Genomic DNA, 16,539 nt, shown 5'->3' with positions numbered 1-16,539 from the left:
TCGCCGCAAAAACCATCCCGTCAATGAACCTTCACCCGCTCCGGTTCCACCGCCGCATCGGCCCGCTGTTCCTCCAGGCGCGGCGTCCCCTTTTCCCGTTCGACCAGCAAATATAACACAGGGAGAACAATTAATGTCAACAGCGTCGCCGAAAGGAGTCCGCCGATAATGACCACCGCCAACGGCTTCTGCACCTCCGACCCGATCCCGTGAGAGAGGGCCATCGGCAGGAGCCCCAACATCGCAAGCAATGCCGTCATCAAGACGGTCCGAAGGCGATCGAGGGCCCCGCGCACCACCGTCTCGAACCGGCTCTCCCCGGGACGCCGCTGCTCGTTAAAATAGCTGACCATGACCACCCCGTTGAGAACCGCTTGACCGAAGAGCGCGATGAAGCCGACCGCCGCCGACACGCTGAGCGGAATGCCGGTGATTAGCAGGGCGAAGATGCCGCCGATGAGGGCAAACGGAACGTTCAACAGAATCAACAATGCATGTTTGGCCGATTTAAAAGCATTGAATAATAGCACAAAAATTAAAAAAATGCTGACCGGAACGATCACCCGAAGGCGCGCCATCGCCCGCTGCTGATTCTCGAATTCTCCCCCCCAGGTCAACCAATAACCGGGGGGGAAAGAAAGCCGTCCGACCCGCTCCTGCATCTCCTGAACGACACTCCCCATATCCCTGTTTCGGATGAAGATGCCGACCGCCGCCACCCGTGTTCCCGATTCCCGGCTGATGTTCATGCTTCCCCGCTCCACATGGATCGTGGCGACTTGATCGAGCGGGATGCGTAGCCCGTTGGGGGTGTCGATTAGGAGGTTGCGGACCGCTTCGACATTGCTGCGGCCCTCCTCAGGGAGCCGGACGACGACCCCGAAGCGCCGCTCGCCTTCCCAGATTTCCGTGGCGACCCGTCCGCCGAGCGCCGTTTCGATAAAGTCCTGGAACTCGGAGACGTTCAGCCCATAGCGGCCGGCCCGCGCCCGATCAACCTCGATCTGCAATTGAGGTATCTGGCCGGCCCGGTCGATGAAGGCGCGCGCCACCCCTCGCACGCCGGCGACCGTCCGCAGGACCTCTTGTGCTTTCTCTTGCAGTCCTTCTCTCTCTTGGCTGAAAACCTTGATGATGATCTGCCCGTCGATTTGTGAAATGCTCTCCAAGATATTGTCGCGGATGGGCTGAGAGAAACTCGGCTCGATTCCGGGCAACGGTTTCATCGATTGCTCGATCTCGGAAATGATGCTTTCTTTTGTCATCCCCGCCCGCCATTCCGCCGGCGGTTTTACATCGACGAAGAACTCGGCCATGTTGATTAATTTCGGATCGGTTCCATCCTCAGGCCGGCCCGCTTTTGAGATGACCGTCTTCACCTCCGGCACCTTTCGGATCGTCTCACGGATCAAGGCGCAGACCCGCGATACTTCAGTGACTGAAATGCCGGGGGGAAGATTGACATTGACCCAGAGGGTCCCCTCATTTAATTCCGGAAGAAATTCGCTCCCGAGTCGCGGCACGCAGAGCAGACTGATCACCAACATTCCAATGGCAACGCCAAGGACCGCTTTTTTATGGCGCAATGCCGAGGTCAATAACGGCCGGTAGATCCGCTTGCAGGTCCGGAGAAGCAAGTTCTCTTTTTCCGCCTCCCCCGCGCGAAGCAGAAAAAATGAAAGGAGCGGAACGAGGGTGAGGGAGAAGAGAAGGGATCCGACCAATGCCGAAATAATGGTGTAGGCCATCGGCGCAAAAATCCGTCCCTCTTGCCGCTGAAGGGTAAAGATCGGCAGATGCGCTAGGATGATGATGACCATCGAGAAGAAAGTAGGTCGTCCGACCTGCGCGGTCGCCTCCAGTACCGCGGCGCGTGCCGAATCCCGGTCTCGATTTCCCGTCTGGTGGGAGAGGGCGCTGAAGATATTCTCTACCACGATCACCGCGCCGTCGACGATGATCCCGAAATCCATCGCTCCAAGGGAGAGCAGATTGGCCGGTATCCCCCTTAACCTCAGGCCGATAAAGGTCGCAAGTAATGCAAGGGGAATCATCGCCGCGACGATCAGCGCTGGCCTGAAACGGCCGAGGAAGAGGAAGAGAACGATCGTTACCAGAACGGCGCCCTCGATCAAATTTTTAAAGACGGTCTTCAGCGTTGTATTGATCAGCCAGCTTCGATCATAAAAGGAGACGATCTGAACCCCTTTGGGAAGGATCGACCGGTTGAGCGTCTCCATTTTATTTTTTACGTCGGCAAGGACCTCGGAGGGATTCTCCCCTTTTCGCATCACCACGATCCCGGTGACGATATCGTCCTCTTGATCCTGGCCGACGATCCCCTGGCGGGGAACCGCACCGACACGAATTCGTGCAAGGTCCCGGATGAACAGCGGGGTGCCGTCGTGCTCCGCCACCAGAACATTTCCGATGTCCTCGCTCGATCGGAGCAGACCGATCCCGCGGATCAAAAACTGCTGCTCTCCCTGCTCCAGATAGTTTCCTCCGCCGTTGCTGTTCCCTTGACCGAGGGCGGCATAGACCTGCTGCAGCGAAACGTGGTAGGCCTTCATCCGAAGCGGATCGAGCTCGACTTCATATTGTTTGATAAACCCGCCGAGGCTCACGACATCGGCGACGCCGGGGATCATCTTCAAGTGGCGGGTGATCACCCAGTCCTGAATCGACCTGAGCTCGGTCGCAGAAGCATTCTCCCCTTTTACCCGATATCGGTAGATCTCCCCGATGGGGGTGGAGAGGGGGGCCAGACCCGGCTGGACGCCGGGGGGGAGGTCGGCCCCTTGAAGCCGTTCCAGCACCTGCTGCCGGGCGAAATAATCGGTAACCTGATCATCGAAGGTCAGGATAATGTAAGAGAGACCGAATTGGGTATGCGAGAACATCTTAACGGAGTGAGGGAGACCGCTCAGTCCGGTCTCCAGCGGAACCGTAATCTGCTTCTCCACCTCCTCCGGCGCATGGCCCGGAAAGAGGGTGATGACCGTCACCTGAACGTCGGTGACGTCGGGGAAGGCCTCGATCGGAAGGGACCGAAACGCCAGGATCCCCGCTGCGATAAAAGAGACGGTCAACAAAGCCATCAAGAGCGGCTGTTGCAATGCAAATTGAATAATCCGTCTGACCAAACCTATTTTTCTCCAGATGGACTGCGGTCGATACTGAGATTGCTCACCGGCTCAAGAGCCGGCGTCGAAGGCTGCTTTCAATAGCAACACCCCGTTGATGACCACCCGATCACCGCTCTTCAACCCTTCCAATATCTGAACTTCAGAGCCCCATTGCGGACCGAGGGTGACCGCTTTGCGATCGAACGTCTGATCGGCGGCCACCCGAAACACATAGCTTTTGCCCCCCTCCTCCACAACGGCGCTGAAGGGGACGGTCACGATCTTCTCCGCGGAGGCGGCCTGAACAGCGATCCGCGCAAACATCTCCGGCTTCAAGCGTCCGCCCGGATTCGGAACCTCTCCTCGGACCTGAATGGTTCGGGTGGCGGGGTCGACCTGATCGCCGATATATCGGACTTTTCCGATAAACCGCTCGTTCGGATAAGCGTCGACCGTCACAGCCACCTCCGCGTTGAGGGCGATCCGCGCGACATCTTTCTCAAAAATCTGGCCGACAAAGTCGACAGTGGAAAGATCGGCGACGGTAAAGAGGATCTGTGCCGGATCGGTCCCGACCGCCTGGCCCCGCGTGATATTTTTCTCTACGATGACGCCGGAGATCGGCGCCTTCAACTCAAAGAGCGCCTGCGCCGAGGGATTGCCGCTCTCTGCAATTCGCTCCGGATCGAGCGAAAACATCACGAGGCGCGATTTGGCGCGGTTGAGCTCGGTCTGCGCCTTGAGATAATCGTTCTTCGCCTGCTGCAGATCTTTCTGAGAGATCGCCTTGGTCTCGAAGAGATCTTCGGCCAGATGAAAACCCCTTTCCGAAAAGGCGAGGTCGGAACGGGCTCGAAGGAAATCGGAGTAGGCCGAGACCGCATCCGGACTTTCGATAACGATCAGCGGGGCCCCCTCGGAGACCCGATCTCCTAATTTTGCGACGATCCGGGACGCCCGGCCGGATACCGGAGAAGAGACCTTGCTGACCCGATCTTCTTTATATTGAATTTTTCCGGAGACGAGAATCTCCATCCGGCCCGGCCGGGAGACCACCTCTCGGATCATCACCCCTTTGGCGGCGCTCTCGGTCAATTTGGGCGGCTTCTTCTCCTCCACGGGAAGCTCTTCGCCGGCAGCGGTGCTTGCCGGGGTTCGGCCGCACGAGGAGAGCAAAAAGAGCAAGAGGAGCGCTCCGAGGAAAACCGACAGGATAACAAGATCATTTCGCTTCATCGAAGAATCTCCTTCCCAGAAACAAAATCGAGTTGAAAGAGGCTGATTTGATATTGGAAGAGCGCTTCGTGATAATTTCGCTGCGTGGTGTTATACGTTCGCTCCGAGTCGAAGAGGTCCAGGAGGCTCGCCCCCCCCTTCGTGTAGGCCCGCTCGGCAATCTCCCTCGAAGAGGCGGCATCGCGAAGGACCTGCGATTCGAAGAAGAGGACCTGAAGGCGCTTCTGAAGAAAATCGCGATAAGCGTACTCCGCATCGAGGAGAATTTGATGTTCCTTTTCTTGCCGGGAGAGTCTCGTTGTCTCGACCCGGACATTGGCCTTTCGAACCTCCCCTTGGTTTCGATCAAAAAGAGGGAGCGAAACGCTCAACCCGGCCCCCACCATGCCGTGATAATCGGGACCGACGGTATCGTATTCCATCCCCACCGACACATTCGGATAACGCATCGCCCGCGCCAGCCTCGCTTCGCTCTCCACCCGCCGCAATTCGCTTTCCACTTCCTGCATATCGGGCCGTGACAGGACCGCCTCTTTTTTAAGGTTCTCTAAATCGACCCTCCGCTCCTGATATTCCAGCTCCCCGGCCAGTTCGACCGGAGCGGAGGGATCGAGGACCAGAAGCTCCTTTAACTTCTTCTCCTGCTCCTGAATTTCCGACCGGACCGAGAGAATGTCGTTCTGGTAATCGAGCTGTTGCAGCCGGATCTTGATCAGCTCGGCCTCCGAAATATCTCCTTTCCGATAACGGAGCGTATTCACCCGGAGGATCTCTGCAAAGCGCTCCGCGCTCCCTTCAGCCAGGCGGAGATTTTTCTGCAGCATCAAGATCCGATAGAAGGTGGTCTCCACCTCCAGTGTGAGCTGCCGAACCTGATGGCGGTGTTGAAAGTCGGACGACTCGACCGCACGTTCGGAGGCTTCGATCCGATACCTTCGCTTCCCGAAGGTCTCAATCGGCTGGTCGATCCGGGCCGTCACCTGCGAGCCGTTGCGAGGCATTTGAAGATCAACAAAAGTATCGTTCAGGCTCAGAACGGGATTGGGAAGGAGCCCGGCGCTGATTCGGTCGGCCCGACTCGCGGCGATGTTCAAGCGCGCGGTTGCAACGGCGAAGTTCCGTTCGCGGGCCAGCCGGATTGAATCCTCCAGCGTGAGCCGTAACGTCGGCGCCTCCGCGAACCCCCGACCCTCACCCGAGAGGAGCACCCAGAGGACAACGAAAGCACAAACGGCCTGCTGTATATAGGAAGGCATTTTTCTCACGACCACATCGTGCAACTGTTTGCAAGGGATATGCCGACCTCGATTCACGGAATGAGTGGCCGAGTGCCGTAATTTCGAAGCAGATCTGCTGTTGGCAAAGTAGGTTCGGGTGGAAAGCACCGAAAATCGGAAGGGGAGCCCCTACCCCTAATATTCTCGGTCGATTTCGTAACGCTTGATTTTCAACCGGAGGGTTTTATAGTCTATCTGGAGCTCTTCCGCAACGCGCGATTTATTCCAGTGATGCCTTCGAAGCGCCTCCAGAATCACCCCCTTCTCGGCATTCTCGATCGCCTGGCGGCCGACCATCTTAAAGGTCCGGGGCGACGGTTCGGCTGAAACGGACTTCTCTTTCGGCATCAGGTAAAGCTCGTCCGGACTGATGATCCCGCCGTCGCAAAGGATCACCGCCCGCTCCAAGAGATTCTCGAGCTCCCGTACATTTCCGGGATAATCATATTCCATCAGCTTTTGCGTCGCTTCCGGAGAGATTTGGACATGCCGTCTTCCTTCTTGCCGAAACTTCTCCAAGAAGTGCTCCACCAGAATCGGAATGTCCTCGAGCCGCTCTCGAAGCGGTGGGAGATGGATCGGGATGACATTGAGCCGATAAAAAAGATCGCCTCGGAATCGGCCGGTCCGGACCTCTTCCTGAAGGTCCCGGTTGGTCGCCGCGATAATGCGGACGTCGACTTTGACCGTCTTGGTCCCGCCGACCCGCTCAAAGGCGCGGGTTTCGACGACATGAAGGAATTTTCCCTGCAGTTGTCCATTCATCTCGGCCACCTCGTCGAGAAAGAGGGTACCCCGGTCGGCCAATTCAAACCGCCCCACCCGGTGGGCGGTCGCACCGGTGAACGCCCCCTTCTCATGGCCGAAGAATTCACTCTCTAAGAGCCCTTCCGGAATCGCCGCGCAGTTGACTTCGACAAAAGGCTCCTCTTTCCGGGCGCTGTTGTAGTGGATCGTCCGGGCGACGACGCTCTTGCCGGTCCCCGTCTCGCCGGTGATGAGGATGGTCGCTTTGTCGTCCGAAGAGACCCGGCGGACCATCCGGAGGACATTCTGCATCGCTTGACTCTTCCCCAGAATATTCCCCGCCTGGTATTTTAAACCGAGCTCCCCCTTCAAATAGCGGTTCTCATTCTCCATCTCGATGCTCTTGAAGGCCCGTTTGACCGTCATGACAAATTCGTCTTTGGAAAAGGGCTTCGTCACATAATCATAGGCCCCCTCGCGCATCGCTTGAACCGCCGTCTCGATCGTTCCATAGGCGGTCATGACGATCACCGTGAGCGAAGGCTTCAGCGTCTTCATGCTTCTTAACAGCTCCAGCCCGCCGATACGGGGCATCCGCAAATCGGTGACGACCAGATCAAAGTCAACCTCTTTGACCAACTCAAGCGCTTTGGCCGAATCGGAAAGAGCGGTCACGCCGATTCCTTCGCTGGTGAGGATCTCCTGAAGAATCGCCGCTTGAACCTTTTCATCGTCGATAATCAAAACTTGGTGCCTAGACATGGACCGCCTCTCTTTCAATGGGCAAGGTGAGGATAAAGCGCGCCCCCTCGCCAAGCTGACTTTCGACCCGGATGTTCCCGCCGTGCGCCTCGATGATCCTGGAGACGATGGCCAATCCCAATCCGAAGCCGTTTACTTTGGTGGTGAAATACGGCTCAAAAAGATGGGGAAGATTTTCCGGTGCAATCCCGATGCCGGTATCTTTGAATTCCACCGCGACCACCTCCCTTCCGTTCTGAACGGCTTCCGGACGGGTCGATATCTTTAACCGCCCTCCGCTCGGCATCGCCTGAATGGCATTGATGAAGAGGTTCAAGATCGCCTGCCGTAGCTGACTATAATCGGCCTTGATCATCGGAAGCGAGGGATCGTGCCGTACTTCGACGTCGATTCCATGATTCAACGCCTCCGTCTCGGTGAGCCGGACCACTTCGCCGATGACTTCGCGAAGATCGGTCGACTGCAGCTCCAGTCGGCGCGGCCCGGCAAAGCGGAGAAAATCTTCGACAATCTTATTGAGCCGGCCGACCTCGCCTTTGATGTCGTCGATCAGTCCGATAAATTTTTGGGCCCGCTCTCCCTCTCTCGGTCGGAAAGAGTCCCTCACATGATCGATAATTAGGCCGATCGAGTTGAGCGGATTGCGGATTTCATGCGCCATCTTGGCGGAGAACTGGCTCGCGATCTCCAGCGTCTCCATCCGCTTGCGGGTCTCCTCGAACCGCTTTAGGTCCTCCCCCATCCGGTTGAACGCGATCATCAGCTGACCGATCTCATCTCGCCTTCCTTCCTGGAGCTTGAGCCCGAACTCCCCTTTCCCGATCAGGGCCGCCGCCTCGGCGAGCTGATTGATCGGAGAGGTCAGGTTCCTCGCCAAAACGATTGCAATTCCGGTCCCGACACAGAAAAGCCCCCCGGCGACGAGAAGGCTGATGACCCGGGTTTTTCGGATCAGCGTCAGCGATTCGTCGAGGGCCATTTCGATTCTGGCAAAGCCGAACGGAACCTTTTCATTGAATAGGGCGAGGGTAATAAAGAGGTAGGTCCCCCCCTGGAGTTCCTTAATCTCCGCATAAATTTCATTGTGTTGGAGTTTATCGAGGGTTTGCCGGCTCAGCCGTTCGCTTTTGGGGAGGACCCGCCCTTCTTTCGACACCGGATAATCGATGATCACCCGGTGATCTTCGTCGAAAATAAAGAGATCATGAAATCCCTCATTTTCATTGTAGAGGTCGAGGCGGATCTCTTCTTCCCCGAATTGCCTAATAAAATCGCGGATCTGATTTTTTTCCGTGTCCGAGATATGGGCCAGATCGGTTTGGCGGGTCTTTAAAATCAGCTGCGTCAGATTAATCTGGAGGGTTTTCCCGAGAAGAAGGGCGCGCTGCTGAATCTGATCGATCAGCATGCTCCGTTCAATATGGGAGTCGAGAAAGAAAAAAGAGACCGTCGTGGAGAAGAGAAGGAGCAAGACCACAAAGATCAACTTCGCCCGATAAGACTTTTGAATCATGTTGAGCTTTCCTGAGCGCCTCTTGCCTCTCGATGCGGGCGGAATCAACCGACTGAAACCCGGCGCGCTTCTTCCCCCTGCAGACGCTTGCAAAGGCGAGACCTGTTATTGATGCATCTCCTTCGATGCAACGTGAGCCGAAACCCTCTTTATCGGGTTCCTGCACCCGAATGACGGGAGATGTCCCCTGAATCTGTTTTCATCGACTGAATCAATTCCAGGAGGTGGGTGACCGGAATAACGGAACGAACGGGGATGGAAGTCAGACGAGAAAAGACCGGGTTATTTCGCAAGCAATAGAGAGCCTGCCGTGGCAACGGACCGCTCGGTCATTCCGCCCTACTCCCACTCGATCGTGCTTGGAGGTTTGGAAGAGATGTCATAGACAACGCGGTTGATTCCTTTGACCTCATTGATGATCCGACTGGAGATCCGCTTGAGAACATCGTGCGGGAGATCGGCCCAATCGGCCGTCATCCCGTCTTGGCTGGTCACGGCGCGCAGCGCGATGGCGTTCTCATACGTCCGCTCATCCCCCATCACCCCGACACTCTGCACCGGAAGGAAAACGGCAAACGCCTGCCAGATCGATTGATACAATCCTGCGGCACGGATCTCCTCTTCGAAGATGGCGTCGGCGTCGCGGAGCCGATCGAGTTTTTCATGCGTGACCTTTCCCAACACGCGGACCGCCAGACCGGGTCCGGGAAAAGGATGGCGGTAGAGGAGGACCTCCGGAATGCCGAGCTCGACACCGAGCCGCCGGACCTCGTCTTTGAAGAGCATCCGAAGCGGCTCGACCAGCTTCAACCGCATCCGCTTCGGCAGCCCGCCGACATTGTGATGGGTCTTGATCGTCGCCGACGGCCCTTTCACCGAGACGCTTTCAATCACGTCGGGATAAAGGGTCCCTTGAACGAGGAAGTCGACCCGACCGACTTTTTTCGCCTCTTCGTCGAAGATACGGATGAACTCTCTTCCGATGATCTTCCGCTTCCGCTCGGGGTGGCTGTTGGTGGAGAGCTGTCGGAGGAACCGATCCGAGGCGTCGACGAAGCGAATATTGAGCTTGAGGTTTTTCTTAAAGGTGTCGAGGACGCGCTTCGCCTCCCCTTTTCGTAACAGCCCGTTATCGACGAAGATGCAGGTGAGCCGTTTCCCGATCACCCGCTGAACCAAGACCGCCGCCACGCTGGAATCGACCCCGCCGCTCAACGCGCAGAGCGCATGCCCCTCCCCCACCTGCGCCGCAATCGTACTCTCGGCTTCCTTCAGGAACGACCCCATATCCCAGGTCGGACTACAGCCGGCGACCCGATAAAGGAAGTTTTGAAGGATCTGCATCCCTTGGACGGTATGAACCACCTCCGGATGAAATTGAAGCGCGTAGAAGTGACGCCGGGGGTCTCTCATCGCTGCGGCGGGAGAGTTGTCGGTCCGTGCGATCGATTGAAAACCGGGGGGAAGCGTCTCGATTCGATCGCCGTGGCTCATCCAGACGGGGTTTCGATCGGGCAGCCCCTTGAGGAGGTCGGACGCCTCTTCGACCCACAGATCGGCCCGGCCGTATTCGCGCTTCGCCGCGCGGGCGACCCGGCCGCCCAAGAGGTGCGTCATCAGCTGCATGCCGTAACAGATCCCTAAAATCGGGATGGAGAGCTTAAAAATTCCAGGATCGCAGAGAGGGGCATTTTTGTCGTAGACGCTCGCCGGTCCGCCGGAGAGGATCAGACCGGCCGGCCGCTGCGCCTCGATCTGAGCAAGCGGAAAATGATAGGGGACGATTTCGGAGTAGACATGGCTCTCGCGAACCCGGCGGGCGATTAATTGGGTATATTGAGATCCAAAATCGAGGATGAGGATTTTAGCCGTGGCGGATGACATCAGACCTGTGTCGCGGCGCGGGGGAGGCGGACGCCATTACACGTCCCCGCCGCGCTCATAATTAGGAGATTCCTTCGTGATGATCACATCGTGGGGATGGCTCTCCCGCAACCCGGCATGGGTCACCCGGATGAACTCCGTCTTCTCGCGAAGCTCCCCGATGTTTCGCGCCCCGCAATATCCCATTCCGGCCCGCAGTCCGCCGACGAGCTGATAGACCACCGCCGAGAGGGTCCCTTTATACGGAACGCGTCCTTCAATCCCTTCCGGAACGAGCTTGGACTCCGGCTCGAATTCCTGGAAGTAGCGGTCTTTTCCGCCGCGCTGCATGGCGCCGAGCGATCCCATTCCGCGGTAGACTTTATAGCTCCGTCCTTGGAGCAGAACGGTCTCTCCGGGACTCTCCTCCGTGCCGGCGAAAAGGCCGCCGAGCATGACCGAGTGGGCGCCGGCGGCGATCGCTTTCGTAATGTCGCCGGAGTATTTGATTCCGCCGTCCGCTATAATCGGAATTTTATATTTCTTGGCCCCTTTGGCGCATTGTGAAATCGCCGTCAGCTGCGGCATTCCGGCCCCCGCGATCACCCGCGTGGTGCAGATCGATCCCGGACCGACGCCGACCTTCACCGCATCGACCCCCGCCTTGATCAGATCGACCGTTGCATCGGCGGTGGCGACATTGCCGCCGACCATCTCCACATCGGGATAGCGTTTGCGGATCGCCTTGATCGTGTCGAGCACCGCAACCGAGTGACCGTGGGCCGTATCAACGATGATCAAATCGACCCCCGCCCGGATCAGCGCATCGACTCGGTCTTTGGAGTCGCCGCCGATGCCGACCGCCCCGCCGACGCGGAGCCGGCCGAACCTGTCCTTGCAGGCGTTCGGATATTTAATCTTCTTTTCGATATCCTTGATGGTGATCAGCCCTTTGAGCTCGAACCGATCATTCACGACCGGGAGCTTCTCGATCCGATTCTTATGGAGAATCTTCCTGGCCTCTTCCAGGGTGGTCCCTTCGGGCGCGGTGATCAGCGGCTCTTTGGTCATCACCTCCGAGACCTTCAGGTTCATCCGGCTCTCGAAGCGGATATCGCGGTTGGTCAGAATGCCGACGAGCTTGCCGCTCTGCGTCACCGGGATGCCGGAGATCCGATATTGATTCATCAGCTTCAGCGCTTCGTGCAGATGCCGGTCGGGGGAGATCGTGATCGGATCAACGATCATGCCGCTTTCCGATTTCTTCACCCGGTCGACCTCGGCCGCCTGCGCCTCTACGGAAAGGGCGCGATGAATGATGCCGATGCCCCCCTCCCGCGCCACGGCAATCGCAAGCCGAGATTCGGTGACGGTATCCATGGCCGCGCTGAGGATCGGAATCTGGATCTCGATGTGGCGTGTAAGGTGGGTCCGAAGGTTGACGTCGCGCGGCAAGACGGAAGAGCGGGCGGGAACAAGGATGACGTCATCAAAGGTCAATCCCTCTTGAAGTTTCTCCGATAACATCACAAGGCCTCTGTTGGTTTTGAATAAAGTGATTATTATTATCATATACTGTCACGGAGGTCAAGGGCGGTGGTTAAAAACAAAAAAGGCCCCGGGGTTTTTCCCCGGGGCCTTTTCATTGTCGTTCCGCTATGCAGCGAGGCTGACGTTCACCGCCTGCGGGCCTTTCTTCCCCTGTTCAACATCGAATTGAACTTTTTGACCCTCTTCAAGCTTCCGGTAACCTTCACCTTGAATCGCTGTGTAGTGGACAAACACATCGCCGCCATCATCGCGAGTGATGAATCCAAACCCTTTGTTGGCGTCGAACCATTTGACACGTCCGTTTATCATGGAGCTTTCCTCCTTCGTTTCGCTCTTACCTATCTTCATTCTCCTTGGCAGGAAGAGCACTGCCGCCTGCTGAATCGAGTATCTCTTCACAGCGCCGATCGCTCGGCGACTCCGATTAAAAATCTTTCGAACCGGCTTCCCTAATTAGATTAAATTAAACCTAGCACAATGAGAAAATAGAAGTCAACGAATCGGGAAGGAATGAAAAAAGAATGAAAGGAAGCTCACAAATGGAGGAAATTAATCGTGGTGATCGGCCGGAGCGTCATCATGATGATGATCTTCGGAGGTCGATTCAGAAGCGGCGGGCGCGTGGGGATGATCGCCTTCATCGTGATGATGGTCTTCCTCTTCATGATCCATTGTCCCCTCCGCGGCACCCTCTTCATGGGAGTGCGAATGTTGATGGAGTTGGGGGGGGATGATCCAACCATAAAGGGTCAGGCCGAACAGAGCGAGGGCGATGAGGCCGCCGAGGCCCAAGATCCCTTTCCGGGCGTCGAGCTTTCGCTCCTGTCCGCGATCGATCAAGGGAACCAAGAGGAGAAAACCGAAGAGCGCCGTGGTGATATAGAGGACCGCGCCGATGCCCCAGACATTCTCGAACCAATACATCCAGAGAAACGGCCAGGGGGGCTTGATCGCCGCCTCCTGTCCCGACGGGGCGCCGAGCAAGGGAGCGCGGAAAAAAATCGCCAACACCGCCAGGGCGCCATAGTAGAAAACCGATGCCAAAACGATGGTCCGAGCATGCTCGCTGAATTTCCCCCGCACCTCCGGCTCGGGGACGGACGGCGCGTTCGACCACTTCCCCCAAAAGGTCGGCGACAGGTTCAAAACATGGATCAGATAAAAATGCACGACGATGAGGAGAACGATGATCACCGGAAAGATAGTGATGTGGGAAACATAGACCCGGAGATTCATCACGGTGCTGCCGGGAAGCCATTCGGTCATCAGCGCGCCGAGCGGCCCCAGCATCCGGAGCAGCTCTTTGTAATGGCCGAGCGCGTCGGATCCTTCCTGATCCCACTTCAGCACCGTCCCGCTGAAATACGATCCCATCATCATCGTCGCCAACAGCGCCACGCCGATCCACCAGGTCACCTGCCGGGGCTGCTTGTAGGCGCCGGTGACGAATACGCGTGTGGTATGGAGGATGAGGACGGCGAGGACCCCTTGCGCAAACCAGAAATGAAGCGCGCGCAGATAACTGGCCCAGCCGATCTTTTGGATCTGCTCGAGACTTTGATAGGCCTGCTGCGGGAGGGGATTGTATAGCTGCGAGAGGATAAAGCCGGTCAAGACCATCAGCACGAAGCCGATGAAGACGATCCCGCCGAAGGAGTAGAGAACGGAGCGACCATGTTCGGGAACGGGAAAGTCAAGTCGGTTCAATCCCAGCCAGGTATCGAATCGGCCGAATGGGGACGGTTTGTTTTCCGGTTTTCCTGGAACGGTCGAAGAAATGCGCTCTACTCCTGATAGCATGAAGAGACATCGTCGGGAAGCGATGTCTAATTGTGATTTAAGCCGATTCGAAAAGCTGTTTGACCATCGCGGCGAGACCGACCGGATCGTCGGCAATCGCCTCGACCTCTTTGCTCGCTTCTGCAACAAAGGGGACCGCCGTGTCGGGAAGGATCACCAAGATTCCCTGGCTCCGGGCCCGCTTCTCCACGATCATCCGGATGATCTCCCGAATGGCGGGAGGATGTCCCTCCAGCTCCCGAAGCGCTCCCCGGCTCCATTCCATCTCTTCGTTGGGGACGCGGACGGCAACCTCCCCTTTGATCTTTGCCTGACACGACAGACGGAACGGCTGCGGCAGATGCGCCTCCTCGAGCATGTTTTCTTCGTCGAGGTCGATCTCGGTCAGGTTCGGCATCCCTTCCACCACCCAGACCCGGCAGGTGCTGCAGGTCGCAAACCCACCGCAGTCGTGGCGCATCTCCAGACCGAGCTTTTCGGCCGCATCGAGGAGACTCGTTCCCTCCGGAATCTCTCCGCTTTTATTATATGGGTAAAAGGTAACCTTCGGCATGTCCCGTCTTGAAGAGAAAACAAGCGGCATTATAACCGATCGATCCGTTGAAATCAACGGGAAGGGTGATCCCGGCAGCGGTTCCGTGATCTGTCCTGCCCCTCACGAACCGGGTCTGCCGTTTTTCCCCTCGGAAGAACCCTCTTCCTCGTCGGTCTCGCCCGACGGTTCGGTTTCTTCTTCCGGGGGGGAAGGGATGCGATAGGTGCCGCTGGCCCACTGGCCGAGGTCGACCCGCTTACACCGTTCGGAACAGAACGGGCGATGTCTGTTTCCTTCCCATTCAACCGTTTTTTTACAAATCGGACAGAGTGCTTTCATCAGATCAATATATCAATAAAGAGAAGCGAGGGGAAGTCGCAGAAGAGGAGCAAATGAACTATTTGTTAAGGCGAGGCCCGTTCGATTCAATCTTCGAGAGGACGGTGTTCGTCGCGTTTCCATCCCTTCTCGAGGCGAGGACGGCGGTGATCGTTCCGATTTTGACCTTCGATTTCATCATGACCGGAATCCGCTTCTCATCCTCGGTAAACCAGATAAACACGTCTCCCTTGTCTAGGAAGATCCCTTCATACTGGGCCATCGCCTGGACTTTGATCGTATCGAATGTGCCGACCGGCGTGGTGACCCGCTCCCGGGCCAACCCGCGGATCTCCAATTTCCAGTTTTTCTCGCTTTCATGGACGTCGATGAAGACCGACTTCCCTACCTCAATCTGGCTCTTGATCCTGAAATAATAAAGCGAGCTCAATGAATCTTGAACCTGGGGCGGAATCTCAAAAACCTTCTGCTGATCGCGCTTCAATTGGACCGCCCGATGCTGCACCTGATCAAACGAGATGATCTTCTCCCTTTTTTTCTTTCCCTGGTGTTGCTTTAACTTGATGTAGTGAGAATAAAGTCCCTCGCAATCGATGTACGACTCGACCCGATCATCCACCGTATAAAAGAGGGAGACGAAATCATTCGACTGAGCCGTCGAGACGACATGGTAGACCTCCCGGCCCTTTAATTGGGTCTTCTCCAGGACCTCCAAGACGGCGGTTCCGGCGACCGCTCCCATATAATTGATCTCATACGCAAGCCGCTCGCCCGGCGCGAAAGCGGGGTTCGGCAGATGATGCGAGACGGGAGGGATTGAAATCGTCTCACCGGCTTCAATCGAAGAGATCATCAGCAGAAGCGAGAAGAGAAGAAGCCCCCACATTTTAGACCGCCGACCTCTCCGAGAGAGAAGGATGTTCTGTAAGCGCATCACTTCCCTTCCGAGAGGAGTTTATCGAAGTAGGAAATCGTCTTCTGCAGGCCTTCGTCGATTTGAATCAGGGGCGCCCATTTCAGCTTTTCCTTTGCTAGGGTGATGTCGGGGCGGCGCTTGATTGGATCGTCTTGCGGGAGCGGTTTATGGACGATTTTGGATCGGCTCCCGGTCAGCGCGATGACCTTCTCGGCCAATGCTAAGACGGTAAACTCTTCCGGATTCCCGAGATTCACCGGGCCGATAAAATTCGCTTTTCCCATCATTCGATTCAGTCCGTCGATCATATCGCTGACATAACAGAAGGAGCCGTCATCCGGCGCCATGCGCGGCCCATAGGTGTTGAAGATTCTCACAATGCGAATATCGATCCGATACTGCCGATGATAGTCCATCATCAAGGTTTCGGCTACTCTTTTCCCTTCATCATAGCAGCTTCGAATGCCGATGGGGTTGACATGTCCCCAGTACCCTTCGGTCTGTGGGTGCTGCTTGGGGTCTCCGTAGACTTCCGAGGTCGATGCCTGCAGAATGCGCGCTTTGGTCCGCTTGGCCAGCTCCAGCATGTTCGTCACCCCCAGTACGTTGGCTTGTACGGTGCGAACCGGATCGAACTGATAATGTACAGGCGAGGCGGGGCAGGCAAGGTTGTAGATGGCATCGATCTCTAAATCGATGGGATGGATGATGTCGTGGCGAATGGCCTCAAAGCGTGGATGCTGCAGGAAAGGGGCGATGTTCTCTTTGCTGCCGGTGAAGTAGTTGTCCAGCGAGAGCACTTCATGCCCCTGCCCCAGCAGCGCTTCACACAAATGCGAGCCTAAAAACCCCGCTCCCCCGGTTACCAAAAT

13 protein-coding genes are annotated in these 16,539 nt (G+C 56.8%); all 13 read right to left on the bottom strand.

Annotated features, from left to right (window positions below; all coding sequences use genetic code 11):
- Positions 1 to 20 precede the first annotated feature (20 nt).
- The gene (locus HY282_11360) at positions 21 to 3,101 is read right to left on the bottom strand and encodes an efflux RND transporter permease subunit (GenBank protein MBI3804346.1); all 3,081 of its coding nucleotides are present in this window, start codon (positions 3,099 to 3,101) and stop codon (positions 21 to 23) included.
- A gap of 96 nt (positions 3,102 to 3,197) precedes the next feature.
- On the bottom strand, positions 3,198 to 4,364 hold the full coding sequence (locus HY282_11355) for an efflux RND transporter periplasmic adaptor subunit (protein ID MBI3804345.1): 1,167 nt from the start codon (positions 4,362 to 4,364) through the stop codon (positions 3,198 to 3,200).
- Entirely contained in the window at positions 4,361 to 5,620 is a 1,260-nt protein-coding gene (locus tag HY282_11350) for a TolC family protein (protein MBI3804344.1), read from the bottom strand. Before HY282_11350 ends, HY282_11355 begins: the two co-directional genes overlap by 4 nt.
- A gap of 156 nt (positions 5,621 to 5,776) precedes the next feature.
- Positions 5,777 to 7,150 (bottom strand): sigma-54-dependent Fis family transcriptional regulator, encoded by a 1,374-nt coding sequence (locus HY282_11345; protein ID MBI3804343.1) that lies wholly within the window; start codon positions 7,148 to 7,150, stop codon positions 5,777 to 5,779.
- The gene (locus tag HY282_11340; GenBank protein ID MBI3804342.1) at positions 7,143 to 8,663 is read right to left on the bottom strand and encodes a HAMP domain-containing protein; all 1,521 of its coding nucleotides are present in this window, start codon (positions 8,661 to 8,663) and stop codon (positions 7,143 to 7,145) included. The genes HY282_11345 and HY282_11340 overlap by 8 nt, the downstream gene beginning before the upstream one ends.
- Positions 8,664 to 9,002: 339 nt before the next feature.
- Positions 9,003 to 10,547: a glutamine-hydrolyzing GMP synthase gene (guaA, locus tag HY282_11335; GenBank protein MBI3804341.1), complete on the bottom strand. Its 1,545-nt coding sequence runs from the start codon at positions 10,545 to 10,547 to the stop codon at positions 9,003 to 9,005.
- A gap of 36 nt (positions 10,548 to 10,583) precedes the next feature.
- Positions 10,584 to 12,053 carry an IMP dehydrogenase gene (gene guaB / locus HY282_11330; protein ID MBI3804340.1) on the bottom strand — a complete coding sequence of 490 codons (1,470 nt, stop codon included), beginning with the start codon at positions 12,051 to 12,053 and terminating at the stop codon, positions 10,584 to 10,586.
- Between the two features lie 129 nt (positions 12,054 to 12,182).
- The gene (locus HY282_11325) at positions 12,183 to 12,386 is read right to left on the bottom strand and encodes a cold-shock protein (protein ID MBI3804339.1); all 204 of its coding nucleotides are present in this window, start codon (positions 12,384 to 12,386) and stop codon (positions 12,183 to 12,185) included.
- A gap of 240 nt (positions 12,387 to 12,626) precedes the next feature.
- A complete protein-coding gene (locus HY282_11320) occupies positions 12,627 to 13,877 on the bottom strand; it encodes a cytochrome bc complex cytochrome b subunit (protein ID MBI3804338.1) in 1,251 nt (416 codons plus the stop codon).
- Positions 13,878 to 13,914: 37 nt separating this feature from the next.
- Positions 13,915 to 14,430 (bottom strand): 2Fe-2S iron-sulfur cluster binding domain-containing protein, encoded by a 516-nt coding sequence (locus tag HY282_11315; GenBank protein MBI3804337.1) that lies wholly within the window; start codon positions 14,428 to 14,430, stop codon positions 13,915 to 13,917.
- Between the two features lie 102 nt (positions 14,431 to 14,532).
- Positions 14,533 to 14,751: a DNA gyrase inhibitor YacG gene (locus HY282_11310; protein MBI3804336.1), complete on the bottom strand. Its 219-nt coding sequence runs from the start codon at positions 14,749 to 14,751 to the stop codon at positions 14,533 to 14,535.
- Between the two features lie 58 nt (positions 14,752 to 14,809).
- The gene (locus tag HY282_11305; protein ID MBI3804335.1) at positions 14,810 to 15,685 is read right to left on the bottom strand and encodes a DUF3108 domain-containing protein; all 876 of its coding nucleotides are present in this window, start codon (positions 15,683 to 15,685) and stop codon (positions 14,810 to 14,812) included.
- Positions 15,685 to 16,539 (bottom strand): SDR family oxidoreductase, encoded by an 855-nt coding sequence (locus HY282_11300; protein ID MBI3804334.1) that lies wholly within the window; start codon positions 16,537 to 16,539, stop codon positions 15,685 to 15,687. Before HY282_11300 ends, HY282_11305 begins: the two co-directional genes overlap by 1 nt.

This window comes from Candidatus Manganitrophaceae bacterium (assembly GCA_016200325.1).
In the GTDB taxonomy this organism is placed as follows: Bacteria; Nitrospirota; Nitrospiria; order SBBL01; family Manganitrophaceae; genus Manganitrophus.
The sequence above is the reverse complement of the archived record's forward strand: the minus strand, read 5'-3'. Positions and strand labels throughout refer to the sequence as shown.